15 protein-coding genes are annotated in these 17,423 nt (G+C 67.4%); 13 read left to right on the forward strand and 2 right to left on the reverse strand.

From position 1 onward, the window contains the following. The first annotated feature begins 105 nt into the window (after positions 1 to 105). The 3 genes from V7Z98_RS14675 to lpdA all read left to right on the forward strand — a co-directional run bounded on the left by V7Z98_RS14675 (position 106) and on the right by lpdA (position 5,733). Positions 106 to 2,925, forward strand: coding sequence for a 2-oxoglutarate dehydrogenase E1 component (locus tag V7Z98_RS14675; RefSeq protein WP_334158798.1), 2,820 nt, complete (start codon positions 106 to 108; stop codon positions 2,923 to 2,925). 39 nt (positions 2,926 to 2,964) lie between these two features. Next, entirely contained in the window at positions 2,965 to 4,200 is a 1,236-nt protein-coding gene (gene odhB, locus V7Z98_RS14680) for a 2-oxoglutarate dehydrogenase complex dihydrolipoyllysine-residue succinyltransferase (RefSeq protein WP_293262406.1), read from the forward strand. Positions 4,201 to 4,308: 108 nt separating this feature from the next. Then, on the forward strand, positions 4,309 to 5,733 hold the full coding sequence (lpdA, locus tag V7Z98_RS14685; protein WP_334158799.1) for a dihydrolipoyl dehydrogenase: 1,425 nt from the start codon (positions 4,309 to 4,311) through the stop codon (positions 5,731 to 5,733). Between the two features lie 132 nt (positions 5,734 to 5,865). Here lpdA and V7Z98_RS14690 read toward each other — a convergent pair whose 3' ends face one another. Beyond that, positions 5,866 to 8,313, reverse strand: coding sequence for a DUF3141 domain-containing protein (locus tag V7Z98_RS14690; protein WP_334158800.1), 2,448 nt, complete (start codon positions 8,311 to 8,313; stop codon positions 5,866 to 5,868). A 221-nt stretch (positions 8,314 to 8,534) separates the two neighbouring features. Here V7Z98_RS14690 and zapE point away from each other — a divergent pair, with 221 nt between their 5' ends. From zapE to V7Z98_RS14715, 5 genes are all read left to right on the forward strand, one after another. Next, on the forward strand, positions 8,535 to 9,656 hold the full coding sequence (zapE, locus tag V7Z98_RS14695) for a cell division protein ZapE (RefSeq protein ID WP_293262415.1): 1,122 nt from the start codon (positions 8,535 to 8,537) through the stop codon (positions 9,654 to 9,656). Positions 9,657 to 9,758: 102 nt separating this feature from the next. Then, positions 9,759 to 10,307 (forward strand): Spy/CpxP family protein refolding chaperone, encoded by a 549-nt coding sequence (locus tag V7Z98_RS14700; RefSeq protein ID WP_334158801.1) that lies wholly within the window; start codon positions 9,759 to 9,761, stop codon positions 10,305 to 10,307. Positions 10,308 to 10,315: 8 nt separating this feature from the next. Further along, positions 10,316 to 11,068, forward strand: coding sequence for a response regulator (locus V7Z98_RS14705; protein ID WP_334158802.1), 753 nt, complete (start codon positions 10,316 to 10,318; stop codon positions 11,066 to 11,068). Next, positions 11,065 to 12,264, forward strand: coding sequence for an ATP-binding protein (locus V7Z98_RS14710; RefSeq protein ID WP_334158804.1), 1,200 nt, complete (start codon positions 11,065 to 11,067; stop codon positions 12,262 to 12,264). Before V7Z98_RS14705 ends, V7Z98_RS14710 begins: the two co-directional genes overlap by 4 nt. Before the next feature lie 148 nt (positions 12,265 to 12,412). Further along, positions 12,413 to 13,285 (forward strand): secretin N-terminal domain-containing protein, encoded by an 873-nt coding sequence (locus tag V7Z98_RS14715; RefSeq protein ID WP_334158805.1) that lies wholly within the window; start codon positions 12,413 to 12,415, stop codon positions 13,283 to 13,285. A 40-nt stretch (positions 13,286 to 13,325) separates the two neighbouring features. On the opposite strand, the gene V7Z98_RS14720 is transcribed toward V7Z98_RS14715, so the two are convergent. After that, on the reverse strand, positions 13,326 to 14,177 hold the full coding sequence (locus V7Z98_RS14720; protein ID WP_293262430.1) for a diguanylate cyclase domain-containing protein: 852 nt from the start codon (positions 14,175 to 14,177) through the stop codon (positions 13,326 to 13,328). 131 nt (positions 14,178 to 14,308) lie between these two features. Between V7Z98_RS14720 and thrC the strand changes: the two genes are divergently transcribed. From thrC to rplI, 5 genes are all read left to right on the forward strand, one after another. Then, positions 14,309 to 15,739: a threonine synthase gene (thrC, locus tag V7Z98_RS14725; RefSeq protein WP_334158807.1), complete on the forward strand. Its 1,431-nt coding sequence runs from the start codon at positions 14,309 to 14,311 to the stop codon at positions 15,737 to 15,739. A 155-nt stretch (positions 15,740 to 15,894) separates the two neighbouring features. Beyond that, positions 15,895 to 16,287, forward strand: coding sequence for a 30S ribosomal protein S6 (rpsF, locus tag V7Z98_RS14730; protein WP_293262436.1), 393 nt, complete (start codon positions 15,895 to 15,897; stop codon positions 16,285 to 16,287). 66 nt (positions 16,288 to 16,353) lie between these two features. Further along, a complete protein-coding gene (gene priB, locus V7Z98_RS14735; protein WP_293262439.1) occupies positions 16,354 to 16,668 on the forward strand; it encodes a primosomal replication protein N in 315 nt (104 codons plus the stop codon). Beyond that, complete coding sequence (gene rpsR / locus V7Z98_RS14740) at positions 16,643 to 16,924, forward strand: 30S ribosomal protein S18 (RefSeq protein ID WP_293262441.1); 282 nt, start codon at positions 16,643 to 16,645, stop codon at positions 16,922 to 16,924. The genes priB and rpsR overlap by 26 nt, the downstream gene beginning before the upstream one ends. A gap of 15 nt (positions 16,925 to 16,939) precedes the next feature. Beyond that, positions 16,940 to 17,389 carry a 50S ribosomal protein L9 gene (rplI, locus tag V7Z98_RS14745; RefSeq protein ID WP_293262444.1) on the forward strand — a complete coding sequence of 150 codons (450 nt, stop codon included), beginning with the start codon at positions 16,940 to 16,942 and terminating at the stop codon, positions 17,387 to 17,389. The last annotated feature ends 34 nt before the right edge of the window (positions 17,390 to 17,423 follow it).

Below are 17,423 nucleotides of genomic sequence, written 5' to 3' on the forward strand. Positions count from 1 at the left end.
ACAACATACTGCCCAGTATCCCCCGTGGCGTGTCGCCGCGAGGATGGATGTCCGGGACAGGTAAGCAACACTCAAGCAAGACAGACGCACACCAAGGTGATCGCCATGATGATGGAGATGTTTGGCAATTCCTACCTCTTCGGCGGCAACGCGCCGTTCGTTGAGGAACTCTACGAAAACTACCTGGAGAATCCGGGTTCCGTGCCCGACGAGTGGCGCGACTACTTCGACAAGCTGGTGCAGATGCCCGGGTTCGCCACCCGCGACGTGCCCCACGCGCCGGTGGTGGCCGCCTTCGCCGAACTGGCCAAGCAGAGCTACCAGCGCCCTGCGACCGCCCAGGCGGACGACAAGAAGCAGGTTGCCGCGCTGCAGCTGATCAACGCCTACCGCTTCCTCGGCAACCGCTGGGCCCAGCTCGATCCGCTCAAGCGCCACGACCGTCCCGAAACCCCGGAATTGGAGCCGGCCTACCACGGCTTCACCGAGGGCGACCTGAACCAGACCTTCAACAGCGGCTCCTTCGCCGCCGTGGGCGACCAGGCCACCCTGAAGGACATTCTCGATGCGGCCAAGGAGACCTACTGCTCCTCCGTCGGCGTCGAGTATATGCACCTCACCGCCACCCAGGAAAAGCGCTGGATTCAGGCGCGTCTGGAGCCGATCCGCGGCAAGGGCAAGTATTCCGCCGAGGACAAGAAGCGCTTCCTGGAGCGCCTGACCGCGGCCGAGACCCTGGAACGCTATCTGCACACCCGCTACGTCGGCCAGAAGCGCTTCTCCCTGGAAGGCGGCGACAGCCTGATCGTGGCCATGGACGAGCTGCTCAACGTGGGTGGTTCCAAGGGTGTCGAGGAAATCGTCATCGGCATGGCCCACCGCGGCCGCCTCAACGTGCTGGTGAACACCCTGGGCAAGGCTCCTTCCATGCTCTTCGCCGAGTTCGAAGGCAAGAAGGCCTCCGATCTCTCCTCCGGCGACGTGAAGTACCACAACGGCTTCTCGTCCGACGTGGGCACCCCGGGCGGCCCGGTCCACCTGACCCTGGCCTTCAACCCGTCCCACCTGGAAATCGTGAACCCGGTGGTCGAGGGCTCCGTCTATGCCCGCCAGCGCCGCCGCGGCGCCGAAGGCAAGGCCAAGGTCGTGCCGGTGCTGATTCACGGCGATGCCGCCGTGGCCGGCCAGGGCGTGAACCAGGAGATGCTCAACTTCTCCCAGACCCGCGGTTACGGCACGGGCGGCACGGTGCACATCATCGTGAACAACCAGATCGGCTTTACCACCTCCGATCCCCGCGACCTGCGCTCCTCCCTGTACTGCACCGACGTGTTCAAGATGGTCGAATCCCCCATCTTCCACGTCAATGGCGACGACCCCGAAGCCGTGGCCCTGGTGACCCAGCTGGCCCTGGAATTCCGTCAGGAATTCAAGAAGGACGTGGTCATCGACATCATCTGCTTCCGCAAGCTCGGCCACAACGAGCAGGACGAGCCGATGGTGACCCAGCCCCTGATGTACAAGAAGGTTCAGGCGCACCCCGGCACCCGCAAGCTGTACGCCGAGAAGCTGCAGACCCAGGGCGTCATCGCCGAGGGTCAGGCCGACCAGATGATCAAGGACTACCGCGCCGCCCTGGACGACGGCCGCCTGGTGCACAACCCGGTGCTGGCCAACTTCAAGCGTGAGTTCGCCAACGACTGGACCCCGTACCAGACCAAGAAGTACCTGGAAAACGCCGACACCTCGGTGCCCCAGACCGAACTCAAGCGTCTGGCCAAGGCCCTCACCACCATCCCGGCCAACTTCACCCTGCACTCCCGCGTGCAGAAGATCGTCGAAGACCGCCGCTCCATGGGCGAAGGCAAGCTGCCGGTGGACTGGGGCATGGGCGAGAACCTGGCCTACGCCACCCTGCTGGCCCAGGGCTTCGGCGTGCGTCTGTCCGGCGAGGACGTCGGCCGCGGCACCTTCTTCCACCGCCATGCCGTGTTCCACGACCAGAACCGGGAGCGCTGGGACGCCGGCATCTACCTGCCCCTGGCCCACCTGCAAGAGAAGCAGGGCTACTTCCAGTGCTTCGACTCGGTGCTGTCCGAAGAGGCCGTGCTGGCCTTCGAATACGGCTACGCCACCGCCGAGCCCAACGAGCTGGTGGTCTGGGAAGGCCAGTTCGGCGACTTCGCCAACGGCGCCCAGGTGGTGATCGACCAGTTCCTGTGCTCCGGCGAAGCCAAATGGGGCCGCCTGTGCGGCTTGGTGATGCTCCTGCCTCACGGCTACGAAGGTCAGGGCCCCGAGCACTCCTCCGCCCGCCTGGAACGCTACCTGCAGCTCTCCGCCGAGCAGAACTGGGAAGTCTGCGTGCCCTCCAACCCGGCCCAGATCTTCCACCTGCTGCGTCGGCAGATGGTGCGCAAGCAGCGCAAGCCGCTGGTGGTGATGTCGCCCAAGTCCCTGCTGCGCCACAAGGAAGCCGTTTCCACCCTGGCCGAGCTGTCCAAGGGCAAGTTCCAGCCGCTGATCGGCGAAACCGATGCCAGCATCGACCCGAAGAAGGTGACCCGCGTGGTGGCCTGCTCCGGCAAGATCTACTACGAGCTGCTGGCCGCCCGCCGCGAGCGCAAGCTGAACAACATCGCCCTGATCCGCGTGGAACAGCTCTACCCGTTCCCCGACGCCCAGTACGCGGCCGAGCTGAAGAAGTACCCGAAGGCCAAGGAAGTGGTGTGGTGCCAGGAAGAGCCGACCAACCAGGGGGCCTGGTACGCCACCCTGCATCACTTCGAGCGCGGCCTGCAGACCGGCCAATCGCTGTGCCTGGCTGCCCGCCCGGCTGCCGCGGCCCCCGCCGTCGGCTACCTGGCCAAGCACAACGAGCAGCAGAAGGCCGTGATCGACGCCGCTCTCGGCAAACTCAAGTAAGAAGCGACAGCACCCATACGGGATGACACGGAGAATAAAATGATCATTGACGTCAAAGTTCCGCAACTCTCGGAATCCGTTTCCGAAGCGACCCTGGTTTCCTGGCACAAGAAGGAAGGCGAAGCGGTCTCCCGCGACGAGAACCTGATCGACATCGAAACCGACAAGGTCGTGCTCGAGCTGCCCGCTCCCGACTCCGGCGTGATCGTGAAGCTGATCAAGGGCAACGGCGACACCGTCGTTTCCGGTGAAGTGATCGCCCAGATCGACACCGAAGCCAAGGCCGGTGCTGCTGCGCCCGCCGCCAAGGCCGAGGCCCCTGCCGCCAAGGCCGCTCCGGCGGTGGCCGCCCCCGCTGCAGCGCCTGCCGCTGCTGGCGTGGCCATGCCCGCCGCGCGCAAGATTCTGGACGAAAAGGGCATCGCCGCCGGCGACGTGGCCGGCAGCGGCCGCGGTGGTCGCGTCACCAAGGAAGATGCCCTGGCCGCCCAGGCCAAGCCTGCCGCCGGCCCGGTGGTCAATGCCGCCGTCAAGCCGGTGCTGCCGACCCCGCCGGTGGCCGTGAATCTGGGCGACCGCCCGGAACAACGCGTGCCGATGACCCGCCTGCGCGCCCGCATCGCCGAGCGCCTGCTGCAGTCCAAGAACGAGAACGCCATCCTGACCACCTTCAACGAGGTGAACATGGCGCCCGTGATGGCCCTGCGCAAGCAGTACGGCGAGAAGTTCGAGAAGGCGCACGGCGTGCGTCTGGGCTTCATGGGCTTCTTCGTCAAGGCGGCCGTGGCCGCCCTGCAGAAGTACCCGATCCTGAACGCCTCGGTGGACGGCAACGACATCGTCTATCACGGCTACATCGACATCGGTATCGCCGTGGGCTCCCCCCGCGGTCTGGTGGTGCCCATCCTGCGTGATGCGGACCAGATGTCCATCGCCGACATCGAGAAGAAGATCGCCGAGTTCGGCGCCAAGGCCAAGGACGGCAAGCTCACCATCGAAGAGCTGTCCGGCGGCACCTTCTCCATCTCCAACGGCGGCGTGTTCGGTTCCATGCTGTCCACCCCGATCATCAACCCGCCCCAGTCCGCGATCCTCGGCATTCACGCCACCAAGGACCGCGCCGTGGTCGAGAACGGTCAAGTGGTGGTCCGCCCGATCAACTACCTGGCCATGTCCTACGACCACCGCATCATCGACGGCCGCGAAGCCGTGCTGGGCCTGGTGGCCATGAAGGAAGCCCTGGAAGATCCGGCCCGCCTGCTGCTCGGCGTCTAAGCCCCGGCCTTCAACCGCATCAACGCAGAGACCGCAGGGGCCCGGGCCAGAGAAACCAAGCTCTGACTCCGGGCGCCGGCGGTCTCGGCGCATCACGAGGTACCTCACATGTCCAAACAATTCGACGTTCTCGTCATCGGCGGCGGCCCCGGCGGCTACGTGGCTGCCATCCGTGCCGCCCAGCTGGGCTTTTCCGTGGCCTGCTGCGAATCCAATCCCTACGCCGACCCCAAGGGCGAGCCCCGCCTCGGCGGCACCTGCCTGAACGTGGGCTGCATCCCCTCCAAGGCCCTGCTGCACACCTCCCACCTGTTCGAGGAAGCCGGTCATTCCTTCGCCGATCAGGGCATCTCCGTCGGCACGCCGAAGATCGACGTGGCCAAGATGATGGGCCGCAAGTCCCAGGTGGTGACCCAACTCACCTCCGGCATCAAGGGCCTGTTCAAGAAGAACAAGGTCACCCAGCTCAACGGCCACGGCAGCTTCGTCGGCCAGGGCGCAGCCGGTTGGCAGGTCAAGGTGGGCGACGAAGTGGTCGAGGCCAAGCAGGTCATCATCGCTACCGGCTCCAAGGCCCGCCACCTGCCAACCATCCCGGTGGACAACAAGATCGTCTGCGACAACATCGGCGCCCTGGAAATCGACGGCGTGCCGAAGAAGCTGGCCATCATCGGCGCCGGCGTGATCGGCCTGGAAATGGGCTCCGTGTGGCGCCGCCTGGGTTCCGAGGTGACCGTCCTCGAAGCCATGCCCGACTTCCTCGCCGCCGCCGACCAGGACGTGGCCAAGGAAGCCCTCAAGGTGTTCACCAAGCAGGGCCTGAACATCAACCTGGGCGTCAAGATCGGCGACGTCAAGGTGACCAAGAAGGGCGTGTCCATCGCTTACACCGACAAGGACGGCAAGGCCCAGAAGCTCGATGCCGACCGCCTGATCGTCTCCGTCGGCCGCGTTCCCAACACCGACGGCCTGAGCGCCGACAAGGTGGGCGTTAAGCTCGACGAGCGCGGCTTCGTCCAGGTGGACGGCCACTGCCAGACCGGCGTTGCCGGCATCTGGGCCGTGGGCGACGTGGTGCGCGGCCCGATGCTGGCCCACAAGGCCATGGAAGAGGGCGTGATGGTCGCCGAGCTGATGGCGGGTCAGGCCGGCCACTGCAACTTCGACACCGTGCCCTGGGTCATCTACACCAGCCCGGAAATCGCCTGGGTCGGCAAGACCGAGCAGCAGCTCAAGGCCGAAGGCGTGGCCTACAAGGTCGGCAAGATCCCGTTCCTGGCCAACGGCCGGGCCCTGGGCATGGGCGACCCCACCGGCTTCGTCAAGATGCTGGCCTGCGCCGAGACCGATCGCATCCTGGGGGTGCACATCATCGGTGCCAACGCCTCCGAGCTGATCTCGGAAGGCGTGGTGGCCATGGAGTTCGGCGCCGCCTCCGAAGACCTGGCCCGCATCTGTCACGCCCACCCGACCCTGTCGGAAGCGGTGCACGAAGCGGCCCTGGCCTGCGACAAGCGTCCGCTGCACTTCTAAGTACGGCCGGCTCCCGGCCCAGGCCGGGGGCTGTCTTGCGCCTCAAGGCACAACGGGCGGGTTCCTTAGGGAACTCGCCCGTTGTCCGTTTGGGAGGGGGGCTTGCGCCTCCCGTCCGTAGCCCCGGCCGGATCAGCCTTCCGCGGTTTTACGCCGGTTGGCCGGGCGGGGGACAGCCTTTTTACCGGCCGAAGCGGCCTGGCCGTTGCCGCTGGTTTTGGGTTTTGCCTGAGGTTTTGCCGCCGCGGGGACGGTACCGCCATCGCCGGCCACGGTGCTCACCGTGCGCCGGGCGGCCGGGCGCTGCCGGGCAGACGGGGCATCGGCGGCGGCAATGGCTGGCTGGGGCTTGGCTGATTTGGCCGGGGGGAGGGGAACGGGCTCGTTCAGCACCTCCGCCAGGCGGGCCAGGCGGCGCAGGAAGGTGTTGCCCTGGTCGCTGCCCAGGTCGCCCCGGGCCTCGGCCAGAGTGTAGGCGGTGGACAGGGCGCGCTGGCGGTCCGCCCGGGTCGGCAGCAGGCCGGGCAGGGCGGCCAGGGCCCGTTCCTCGTCGAGCAGGACCAGGAAGGCCTGGCGCTTCACCGCCGCCTTGAGATTGGCGAGGGTGGGGAGCTCGGGCAGGCCGGCTTCGTGGATGCGTTCGCGCAGCAGGTTGAAGGGCCGCTCGTCGAAGCCGCCCAGGTCGGGCTTGGTGAACAGGATGGCCCGCACCAGCCCTTCCAGGGGCGTGCCGTGCTCGAAGGAGCCCTCCAGGGCGTGGCGCTTGAGGCGGCGGAATTCCTCTTCCATCCAGCTGTGGGCCTGCTCCGGGCGGCGGCTGGCGTAGGAGCCCATGCCCACCAGGGCCTTCAGCATCGGCGATTCGTAGATCAGCTGGAAGAGTTTTTCCTGGAGCGAATCCCGGCTGTCCCGGTAAGCGTCCCAGGCGACCTCGATCTGGGCCGATACCTGCTTTTCCAGGCCGACGAAGGGGTTGTCCTCCGCTGCCGGGCGGCGCTGGTGATGCACCAGGCCGGCCAGGGGGCGCAGGGGCCAGAGCAGCGGGTTGGCGTCGGAGAACCACCAGCGCTCGGCCCGGGCCGGGTTGAAATTGCGGCTGGCCTCGGCGGTGATCTCGTTGCTCAGGCTCTTCACCACCGGGGAGACGAAGGTGTCGTAGAGGCCCTGGTTGGCCACGGCGACCCGCTTGACCACCTCGAAGGCTTCCTCGTCGTCCCGGCCGTCGTCCAGGGCCAGGATGTCGTCCAGGGTGCGCGGGGCGAAGCGCACCAGGTAGCGGCCCTGGACGTATTCGCGGCCCGGCATTTCCGGGTGGGTATCCTCGATGATTGCCTCGTACAGTCCCGGGGGCAGGGTGTCGATCAGTTCCAGGGTGCCCACCAGCTTGTCGGTCTCCTTGCGCGCCACGGTGGCGGACACGAAGATGCCTAGATGCCCGATCTGCTCGTGCAAGCAATAGACGATGGTCTGCTCGTTGAGGCGGATGTCGTCCACGCTCTCGTAGAGGTCGGGAATCCAGTTGAGCGCCTGTTGGGGCGGGGTGATGTTGTCGCCCCAGGAGGCGAAGACGATGATCGGCGAGCGGATGTTGCGCAGATCGATACGGGTGCCGCCATCGCTGGTGACCACCTGGCCGGTGCTCAGCCGGTTGCCGACGAACAGGTTCTGGGTGATCCACTCCATCTCCTGCTTGTTGAGCAGGTAGTGGCCGCCCCACCAGCGTTCGAATTCGAGGAAGCGCTCCCGCTCCGAATCCACCTTGGCGAACAGATTGTAGAGCTTGCTCCAGTAGGTGTTGGCCGGGTTGAGCTGCTCGAAGTTGTTCACCAGGTAGGCGCCGTCGAAGCGGCCGTTGCCCAGGTCGCCGGCCAGGGAGGCCAGCCAGGTGCCGCCGAGCAGGCCGCCGGAATAGCGCATCGGGTTCTTGCCGCGCACCCCGGCCCAATACGAGACGGGAGAACCGGCCAGCAGGATCGGCCCCACCAGGTTGGGCGCCGCTGCCGCAAGCATCATCAGGGCCCAGCCGCCCTGGCAGTTGCCAATGACGAAGGGCTTGCCTTCGGCATCCGGGTGCAGGGCGTTAACTTTTTGCAGGAAGGCGATCTCGGCCCGGGCCACGCATTCGATGGTCTGCCCCGGTTCCGGCGTGGGGAAGAACATCACGAAGTAGCAGGGGTGCCCCTGGCGCAGGGCGATGCCGATCTCGCTGTCGATCTTGAAGCCGCCGATCCCCGGCCCGTGGCCGGCCCGGGGGTCGATGACGACGAAGGGGCGCTTGGCCGGGTCGGTAGCCGGGCAGTCGGCGGGGGGATGGATGCGTGCCAGGGCGTAGTTGGCCGGCTGGGGCAGGGTGCGCCCGTCCATCACGATGTCGTAGTCGAATACCAGCACCGGCGGCTTGCCCGAACGGGCGTGGGCCAGGTACTGGTTGCCCCGTTCGCGCAGCGCGTCGAGGGTGAGGATGTGGCGCTGCCAGCGGTCGTGGCTGTATTCCAGGGCGGCGGCCAGGGTGCGGGTGCCCGTGGCGGCAAGCTGTTGCAGGCTGGTGACGGTGGCGGCGAAAGGGACGGTGGGGGACATGCTGGGGCCTCCGCGACAGAAGTTGATCGGTCGGGTGTAGTTGTTGTGTTGCAGTGCAGCATAGAACTCCGGGCGGGGAGTTGGCAAGTCGCAGAACGTTCAGAACGTGACGGCAGGTTGGGCCTGACGGGGCGCTTCGACTAAAATCGACCCTTTCGCCTGCCGCCGCAGAAGCGAGGCGCCGCCCGCCCGCCGCAGGCCGTTACCGCCTAATGCACGCCATGCCGCATCGAATTCTTCAGGTTTCCGAACGGGGCATGCTCGACCGTTACGAGCAGCTCCTCGCCACCAAGGGCTACAGCGCCGATCCGGCCCAGCGGGCCGCCGCCGAGCGCCTGCAACAGCTTTACAGCGAACTGCTCACCTTCAAGGCCAAGCGCCGCTCGGCGGTGCGCAAGGTGATCCATTCCCGTCTGGCGGCGCCCCGGGGCGTGTATTTCTGGGGGGGCGTGGGTCGGGGTAAAAGCTTCCTGATGGACTGCTTCTTCGAGTCCGTGCCTTACCAGCGCAAGCGCCGTATCCACTTCCACGCCTTCATGCAGAAGGTGCACCGGGAGCTGGAGACCCTCAAGGGCGAGGCCGACCCGCTGGAAAAGGTGGCGGCCCGCATCGCCGCCGCCACCCGGCTGTTGTGCTTCGACGAATTCCACGTATCCGACATCGCCGACGCCATGATCCTGGGGCGCCTGCTCACCGGGCTCTTCTCCCGGGGCGTGGTGCTGGTGATGACCTCCAACTACCCGCCGGACAACCTCTATCCCAACGGCCTACAGCGCGCCAACTTCCTGCCCACCATCGACCTGCTCAAGGACAGGCTCGACGTGCTGGAAGTCGAGGCCGGCATCGACTACCGGCTGCGCGCCCTGACCCAGGTGGACATTTTCCACGTGCCCGCCGATGCCGACGCCGAGGAGCGGCTGGCCGATGCCTTCAAGTCCCTGGCCGGCGAGCCGGGCAAGAAGGGCGGGGCGATCGAGGTGCTGGGCCGGGAGATTCCCACCCGGCGTCGCGCCAATGGCGTCATCTGGTTCGACTTCGAGGTCCTGTGCGGCGGCCCCCGTTCCCAGAACGATTATCTGGAACTGGCCCGGGCCTACCACACCGTGCTGCTCTCCGGCATTCCCCGCCTGACCCCGGCCCAGGCCAACGAGGCGCGGCGTTTCACCTGGCTGGTGGACGTGCTCTACGACCACCGGGTCAAGCTGGTGGCCACCGCCGCGTGCGAGCCGGAGCAGGTCTACACCGCCGGCACCCATTCCGGCGAATTCTTCCGTACCGTCAGCCGCCTTACCGAAATGCGCTCCCAGGAATACCTGGCCCTGCCACATCTGCTCGATGGCTGAGTGGCTGAGGACAGGTAACAAACCGATACAACTCGGATATGGGCGGGATACGTCTCGCCCTTAACCTGCAGGCTCCTGACCCGTTTCCGCAAGGAGCCGCCCATGAAAACCTCACTCCGTCCCCTCATCCTGGCCATTTCCATCGGTGCCCTGGCCCTCAGTGCCGCCGCCGGTGCCATGCCCCACGACGGCGATCACGGCATGCCGCCTTTTGCGGCGCCGTTCGCCAAGCTGCACGATCAGCTCAAGCTGACGCCCCAGCAGGAAGCCCTCTGGGCCAAGGCCGATGCCGCCGCCAAGACGGCCCGGGAAGAAGGCCGCAAGCGGCACGAGGAAATGCACGCGCGCCGCGCCGAACTGAAGAAATCCCTGGCGGCGGGCGATGCCGACCTGCACGCCCTGGCCAAGCGCCACGACGACGAGATGGCCGCAGCCCAGCAGCGCATGCGCGACCTGCGCGACCAGTGGCTGGCGGTCTATGACAGCCTGGACGCGGGCCAGAAGCGCCAGGTCCAGACCTTCATGGCCGAGCGGCTCGACCGCAAGGGCGGCCCCGAGCGTGGCCATGGACAGCGCGGTTCCCGCCGTCCCGGCGACGGCGCCCCGGCTGCACCTGCTGCACCTGCCACTTCGGCTCCCGCCGCCCGTTGAGGACGCCCATGTCCAGCCCCGCCCGTATCCTGATCGTGGACGACGACGAGCAGATTCGTGAACTGCTCTGTGCCTACCTGGCCCAGTTCAACCTGGACCCCCTCGGCGTGGGCGATGGTCCGGCGATGCGGGAGGCCCTGGCGGAGCACGACTTCGATCTGGTGGTGCTCGACGTCATGCTGCCCGGGGAGGACGGCCTTAGCCTGTGCCGCCAGTTGCGCGACACCTCGCGCCTGCCGGTGGTGATGCTCACCGCCCGGGGCGAGGCCAGCGACCGCATCGTCGGCCTTGAACTGGGGGCCGACGACTACGTGGTGAAGCCCTTCGAGCCCCGGGAACTGGTGGCCCGCATCCGCACCGTGCTGCGCCGGGTTGCGCCCGAAGGCGCCGCCGCCAAGGGGCTGGCCGAAGCGGTCGGGGAGGGCGGCGGCGAGGAAATCGGCTTTTCCGGCTGGCGGCTGCACCGGGTGCTGCGCCAGCTGGTGTCCCCCGGCGGCGAGGTGGTGCCGCTGTCCAATGCCGAATTTCGCCTGCTCTGGGTCTTTCTCGAACGGCCGAAGCGGGTCCTGTCCCGGGACCAGCTGCTCGACGCCGCTCGGGGACGGACCATGGAAGCCTTCGACCGCAGCATCGACCTGCTCGTCTCCCGGCTGCGCCAGAAGCTCGGCGAGGACCCCCGGGACCCGCGCCTGATCATGACCGTGCGTGGCGAAGGCTACCTGTTCGCCAGCGCCGTCAGCGGTGTCGGGGAAACCCGGTGATCCGCCGGGTCTGGGCCCGCCTGGCCGCCCGCCGCTGGCTGCCCCAGACCCTGTTCGGCCAGCTGTTCGCCGTTCTTCTGGCGGGCATCCTGATCAGCCACATCCTGCTCTCGCTGCTGGTCTTCTCCGTGTTCGACCAGTTCCGGCCGGCGCCTGTAGGTCCGCCGGAGCCGCCGCCCCTGGCCGGCGTTCCCGGGCCGCCCCCGGTGATGCCGGGCCGCCCGGACGCTCCACCGCCGGATACGCTCCAGCCCCATGAGCGACGCGAGCCTCCGGCCCGCCATCCGCCCCGGCCGGGCTTTCCGCCGATTCACCACCTGGGCTACTGGCTGGGGGTGCTGGCCCAGATCGGCGCCCTGGCCCTGGGGGCCTGGTTCGGCGCCCGCACCCTGGCCCGGCCGATCCAGCGCCTGGGCGAGGCGGCCACGCGCCTGGCGGAAAACCTGGAAAGCCCACCCCTGCCGCTGGAAGGCACCCTGGAGGCGCGCCAGTCGGCGGACGCCTTCAACCGCATGCAGCAGCGCATCCGCCGCCAGGTGGCGGAGCGCAACCGTTTCCTGGCGGCGGTCTCCCACGACCTGCGCACCCCCCTGACCCGCATGCAGCTGCGCGCCGAGCGCATCGCCGACGCGGACCTGCGAATCCAGCTGCGCCACGACATGACGGAAATGGCCGCCATGCTCGACGCCACCCTGCAAACCCTGCGCGACGACGCCCGGCGCGAGCCGCCGGTACGCCTCAACGTCACGGCCCTGGTCCATTCCCTGGTGGACGACCTGCAGGAGCAGGGCAAGCCGGCCAGCGTCAGCGGCGAGGCCGGTCCGGTGGAGGCCCAGCCGGTGGCCCTGCGCCGCTGCCTGGCCAACCTGCTGGAGAACGCCATCCGCTACGGCGGCCAGGCCCGGGTGCTGCTCGGCGAGGCCGGCGACAAGGTGCGCATCGAAATCCAGGATGACGGCCCAGGCATTCCCGAGGCGTTGCTGGAGCAGGTGTTCGAGCCATTCTTCCGCGTCGAATCGTCCCGCAGCCGGGCCACCGGCGGCGTCGGGCTGGGCCTTTCCATCGCCCGGGAAACGGCTCGCCAGCAAGGCGGCGACCTGGTCCTGCGCAACCGCCCCGAAGGCGGCCTGTCGGCCTGCCTGGAGCTGCCCTGGGCCGGAGCGGCAGACACGACGGAGAGTTCTCAGCTGGCTTGAGCGGCACGGTGGCGGGTGTGGGGCAGGGCAGGGATGGCGGGTGCTTCCCGCGCCGCCGGCACTTGTCCCGGTCGGTCCGGCGGGCCAAGATAGGCTGAATGCCGGCCAGGGGGCCGGCGCTTTCATCTGCCCGCCTGCCGGAGTTCCCATGGGTCGCCTGACCGTTTTCCTGCTTGCCTTGGCTGTTGCCTGGTCGCTCGCCCTGCCGGCGTCGGCCCAGGAGGTGGAGATCATTCCCCTCCGCCACCGTTTGCCCGAAGAGGTGGTGCCCCAGTTGCGCCCCTTCGTCGAACCCGGCGGCGTGCTCCAGGGCGCCAATAACCAACTCATCCTGCGGGCCTCCCGGGCCAACCGGGAGGAGATCAAGCGCCTCCTGGCCAGCCTGGACCGGCCCCTGCGCCGCTTGGTGATCCATGTCAGCCGCGACCGTCAGGACAGCGAGGCGCGTCAGGAGGCCGGTGTGTCGGGTACGGTGGTGCTCGGCGACGGCACCGTGAAGATCCGCGAGCCCCGTCGCTTGGCTGAGGGGGCCAGCGTCAGCCTGGGTGCCGCCAGTAGCGCGTCCCGCGTCACCGCCGGGGTGGTGGCTGGGGAAGGGCGGCGCAGCGAGCGCAGTTTGCAAACGGTGCAGGTGGTGGAAGGCGGGCAGGCCTTCATCCAGGCGGGCCAGTCCGTGCCCCTGCCGCTCACTCAGGTGGTGGCCGGCCCGGGCGGCGCGGTGGTGTCCCAGAGCGTGGTCTGGCAGGACCTGGGTCAGGGCTTTTACGCCGTGCCGCGCCTGGCGGGGGACCGGGTGACCCTGGACATCAGCCCCCAGGCCAGTCGGCCCGGCAGTTACGGGCCGGGCAGCGTCCAGGCCGAGCGTCTGAGCACCACCGTATCCGGCCGGCTCGGGGAATGGATCGCCCTGGGCGGCAGTGTTCAGGAAAGCAACGCCCAGGGGCGGATCAATGGGACGGTGAGCAGCCGCGCGGCCAGCAGCGGCGGCACCCTGTGGCTGAAGGTGGAGGAACTGCCCTGACCCCGTGCTGCCGACCGGCAGCGCTGCGCCGTTTTCCGGATCAGCAGGCGCAAATTCTGTTGCCGCCGGCCTGGCGGGCCTGTTCCAGGGCGTCGCCGGCCCGGGCCAGAACCGTTTCGCGGGTATCGGCAGGCCAGAACGCAGTGATGCCGCCGGTGAGAACCATCGCCCCGTTCTCGGCCGGCAGGGCCGCCGCGCTGCGGCGCAGCCGTTCCAGGCTGCCGCTGCCGGCCTGGAGAGCCTGTTCTGGCATCAGGACCAGAAAAGTATTGTCGCCCCAGGAGGCCATCGTGTCCGCGCCGCGTAGCTCCGCACGCAAACGCCGCGCCACGTCATCCGGGGCCGTGCCCGGGTCGTTGGCGGCGAGGGGCGAATCCGACGTCTCCAGCCGCAGCAATCCCAGGCAAAATTCGCCGCCGTAGCGCCGCGCCCGGGCAATCTCGCCATTGAGGATGCGTTCGGCCAGAAGGGCCGAAACGTCGGCCACCGACATGTCCACCAGTCCCACCAGGATGCCGCCCAGCCCTCCGGCATGGCTTTGCACCGGCAGGGCGCGGATGCGGACCCAGCGGCCCATTTCCCCGGGGCCCAGGCGAGCGAACTCTTCGTCCGTGGCCTGGCCCGTGGTGCGCACGATTTCCAGCGGATTGCGTTCGGCGGGCAGGGGATTCCCTTGGGCGTCGAACAGGGCCCATTCCGGCGCCGGCAGGGGCCACATCAATTCGGCCGCCGACCGGCCCAGGATGGCCAGGCCGGTGCCGTTGGCGTGGAGGAGGCGGCCATCCGCCGGATCGACCAGCAGGGCGCCCACGCCAAGCATGTCGAGGAGGGCGCAGTAATCGCCGACCCGGTGGATGTGCAGCAACGAGGCTTGATTGTAGGGGGCGCTCATGGCGAAGGAGGAAAAAAACCATGACCCATTCACTGTAGAAGCGGCCTCGGCGGGGGGCAAGCGAGGGCCGGGCGGCATGGCGGCGCCATGCTAAAATCACCGGTTTCATCTTTCACGCCCGCACTTTCCCGATGCGTTACCTTTCCACCCGCGGCCAGGCCGCCGAGCCTTCCTTCTGCGACATCCTCCTGGGCGGCCTGGCGCCGGACGGCGGCCTGTACCTGCCGGAAGAGGCGCCCCGGGTCACCCGGGCCGAGCTGGATGCCTGGCGCCAGCTGTCCTACGCCGACCTGGCCTTCGCCATCCTCTCCAAGTTCGTCACCGACATTCCGGCGGACGACCTCAAGGCCATCTGCCGCAAGACCTACACCGCCGACGTCTACTGCTACACCCGCAACGGCGGCGCGGCGGCCGAGATCACCCCGCTGACCAAGCTGGAAGAGGGCTTCTACCTGCAGGAACTGTCCAACGGCCCGACCCTGGCCTTCAAGGACATGGCCATGCAGTTGCTCGGCAACCTGTTCGAGTACGTGCTGGACAAGCGCGGCGAGGCGATCAACATCCTCGGCGCCACCTCCGGCGACACCGGTTCTGCCGCCGAATACGCCATGCGCGGCAAGCACGGCGTCAAGGTGTTCATGCTCTCGCCCCACGGCAAGATGAGTGCCTTCCAGCGCGCCCAGATGTACTCGCTCCAGGACGCCAACATCTTCAACATCGCCGTGCGCGGCATGTTCGACGACGCCCAGGACATCGTGAAGGCCGTCTCCAACGACGCCGCCTTCAAGGCCCAGTACAAGATCGGCGCGGTCAACTCGATCAACTGGGCCCGGGTCGCCGCCCAGATCGTCTATTACTTCAAGGGTTACTTCGCCGTCACCGCCAACAACGATGAGCAGGTGGCGTTCTGCGTGCCCTCGGGCAACTTCGGCAACATCTGCGCCGGCCACATCGCCCGCCAGATGGGCCTGCCCATCGCCAAGCTGGTGCTGGCCACCAACGAGAACAACGTGCTCGACGAGTTCTTCCGCACCGGCGTCTACCGGCCGCGCAAGACCGCCGAGACCTTCGTCACTTCCAGCCCGTCCATGGATATTTCCAAGGCTTCCAACTTCGAGCGCTTCGTCTTCGATCTGGTGGGCCGTGACCCGGCCGTGGTGCGCGACCTGTGGGCCAAGGTGGATGCGGGCGGCGCCTTCGACCTGAACGGCACCCCGCACATGGGCAAGCTGGCCGGCTTTGCCTTCGCCTCCGGCGCCAGCAGCCACGCCGACCGCCTGGCCACCATCCGCGACGTGTGGGAAAAGCATGGCGTGATGATCGACACCCACACCGCCGACGGCGTCAAGGTGGCCCGGCAACACCGCCAGGCCGGCATCCCCATGGTGGTGCTGGAAACCGCCCAGCCGGCCAAGTTCGCCGAGACCATCGAGGAGGCCCTGGGCCGTGCCCCGGTGGTGCCCGAGGGCCTGCAAGGGCTGGAGAACCTGCCCCAGCGCGTCGAGGTGATGGACGCCGATACCGACGCGATCAAGCGCTACATCGTCGCCAACCTGGGCTGACGGGGCAGGGTGCCGCACCTCGCGGCCGGTACCGAAACACCCGGTCAGCCTTGATCTTCAAAGGGAAAGCCCGCTATAATCGCGGGCTTTCCTGCTTTCTCACCTTGCCCGACCGTACACGCATGGCGGCGGGCTTCGATCCACAAGGAGAATTCATGCGCCATTACGAAATCGTTTTCATCGTCCATCCGGACCAGTCCGAACAGGTCCCGGCGATGATCGAGCGCTACAAGTCGCTCGTGACCTCCCAGAACGGCACGCTGCACCGCCTGGAAGACTGGGGCCGCCGCCAGATGGCCTACCCGATCCAGAAGGTCCACAAAGCCCACTACGTGCTCATGAACATCGAGTGCAATGGCGAGACCCTGGCCGAACTCGAACACGCCTTCAAGTTCAACGACGCCGTGCTGCGCCACCTCGTCGTGAAGATGAAGCACGCGATCATCGCTCCTTCTCCCATGATGAAGGAAGAGAAGTCCAAGAACCTGCTGAACGGCGAAAAGGCCGAGGGCGCTGCCCCCGCCGAAGCCGCCCAGCCGGCTGCCTAACGCATTCAAGCAGGATCATTGTCGGACACGGCTTCCCCGCCTGACACCGCTGCGGCCAACCGAATAGTGTTCGCCGGCAGCCTTTCCGAAAAGAAAGCGCTGCGTTACACCCCGGCCGGGGTGCCAGTGGTCGAAGGACGCGTCACCCACGCCTCGGAACAGATCGAGGCCGGGCTGAAACGCAAGGTGGAATGCGAACTCGGCGTGGTGGCCCTGGGCGAGACGGCGAAACTACTGAACGCCGCCCAGCCCGGGCAGAACCTCCGGATTACCGGATTTCTCGCCGCCCGCAGCCGCAACAGCCGACAACCCGTCCTGCATGTGATCACGATCGAATTTTTGGAAGGAAACGAAAATGCCCAGACCCTTTGGCAAGCGTAACGACGACAAGAACAAGAAGCGCCCCCAGCGCGGCGGCCTGTTCAAGCGTCGCAAGTTCTGCCGCTTCACCGCCGAGAAAGTCGAACAGATCGACTACAAGGACGTTGAAGTGCTGAAGGACTTCATCGCCGAAAACGCCAAGATCATGCCCGCCCGCCTGACCGGCACCAAGGCCGGCTACCAGCGCCAGCTGTCGCTCGCCATCAAGCGCGCCCGCTTCCTGGCCCTGATGCCCTACACCGACAACCACGCCTGATCGGGAGAACGAAACATGCAAATCATTCTGCTCGAAAAGGTCGTGAACCTCGGCAACCTGGGCGACGTGGTCAAGGTCAAGGACGGCTATGCCCGTAACTACCTGATCCCCAACGGCGTTGCCCGCCGCGCCACCCCGGACGCCCTGGCCCAGTTCGAAGCCAAGCGCGCCGAGCTGGAAAAGGCCGCCGCCGAGAAGCTGGCTGCCGCTCAAGCCGTGGGCGAAAAGCTCGCCGGCCTGATGGTCCAGATCTCCCGCAAGGCCGGCGTCGACGGCCGCCTGTTCGGTTCCGTCACCAACCACGACGTGGCCGAAGGCCTGCAAGCCCAGGGCTTCGCCGTGGAAAAGCTGATGGTGCGGATGCCGGAAGGCGCCCTCAAGACCATCGGCGACTTCCCGGTGGACGTCGCCCTGCACACCGACGTGGTGGTGCAGGTCACCGTCTCCGTGCTCGGCGAGCACTAAGCCGGTTCGGGTGCCGCGGCACCCGGCAAACTGC

This window comes from Oryzomicrobium sp., from assembly GCF_036820405.1.
GTDB lineage: Bacteria > Pseudomonadota > Gammaproteobacteria > Burkholderiales > Rhodocyclaceae > Oryzomicrobium.